The sequence below is a fragment of the Bradyrhizobium sp. NAS96.2 genome (genome assembly GCF_001908235.1).
In the GTDB taxonomy this organism is placed as follows: domain Bacteria; phylum Pseudomonadota; class Alphaproteobacteria; order Rhizobiales; family Xanthobacteraceae; genus Bradyrhizobium.
In genome coordinates, this window is the sequence record NZ_LGHK01000375.1 from 1 (window position 1) to 1,297 (window position 1,297).

Sequence of the window (1,297 nt, forward strand, 5' to 3'; positions counted from 1 at the left end):
CCCGCGCGGCCTGGCCGTTGCCGCGGCCGGCGACAGCCGGCTGGCTCTCGGGCGGATCGAACAGCATCATCCAGATCGAGATCAGCGCGAATGCGCCAAGGGCCAGCGCGGCGCTGAGGCTGATGGACCGGGTCGGAATTGCGGCGAGGCCGGCCGACGCGGCGAACATCATCTGCAGGCCGATACCGATCATCAGTGTGATCAGGATTCGGCCGCGCGCCGTCGCCGCGACGGCGCGCCATCCCTTCGGAATTTGCGCGATCCCGAGCGCGGCGAAGGCGATCGTCGCCAGCGCCAGGGCGCGGCCGCACGGCCCGGCGAGATCGGGCCAGATCGTCCAGCAATTATGGCTGATAACGCCAAGACCGGCGAGCAGCGTCCACACCGCGGCGTGCCAGGGCCGCAGCGCAAACCGCTCGTCGAACATCGCGCGCGCCCATAGCCAGAAGATCACCGGCGAGCCCATCGCGAAGGCGATGAACGGAGAGCTCCAGCCGAATGACGATGCGGGAAAGAACGGCGCGGTGGAAATCGCGTAGGCCGCGCCGGCTGCGCCCATCGCGGCACCGAGATGCGCGGCGCGATGCACCGCCGCGTAGCGCAGCAGCAGCACCGCGCAAACCACCAGGAACAGCGCGACCACCGCGCCCCGGAGCCCGAGTTCAAGAGCCGTCATCGCCATCGCAAGCCGCCCGCAGGTTCAAATCAACCTCGACACTGCGGCGCTTATAGCTCGTCCGGCGATCGACATGAAGCGACCGCCGGGCCAGTACGAACCGTCATCTGAGGTGGCGACGGGCAAAAAAAACCGATGTCCGCTCGCCGTTTGCACGGCTGCGGACATCAGGGCGATCCGGAAATGCGACGTGCTAGCTGACCCGCTTCCAGGTCTGGCCGCCGCAGAACATGCCGCCGAAGGCGCAGCCCTGCACGCGCATCGCATTCGGGCCCTTCATCGCGATCGTCGAGTCGTAGTTGCGGCCGGAGTCGGGGTCGTGGATGCGGCCGCTCCACTTGCTGCCGTCGGGCTTCATGTTGATCAGGATGCGTTCGTTGGTCTTCTCGGAATAGCCGCAGAGATTGGCGCCGCAGGCTTCGACGCGGACGTTGCCCTTGTTCTCCTCGGTGGCCCAGACACCGATCGGTCCGGTCGGCGCTGCTGCCGGTGCTGCGGCAACTGTCGCGGCCTGCGGCCGCGACAGGGGCTGTGTGGCGACCGCAGCCGGTGCAGGCGCAGCGGGTGCGGCGTCGACCGGCGAGGGGGGCCACCGTCGCAACATTTGCCGGTGGCGCAGGG

General features: G+C 68.5%; 1 protein-coding gene and 1 pseudogene. Both read right to left on the reverse strand.

The features are described from left to right. Positions 1–676, reverse strand: a pseudogene (locus tag AC628_RS41400) (hypothetical protein); the annotation flags it as partial. A gap of 193 nt (positions 677–869) precedes the next feature. Then, on the reverse strand, positions 870–1,297 hold a 428-nt coding region (locus AC628_RS41405; protein ID WP_143202104.1), incomplete at its 5' end, for a DUF2147 domain-containing protein.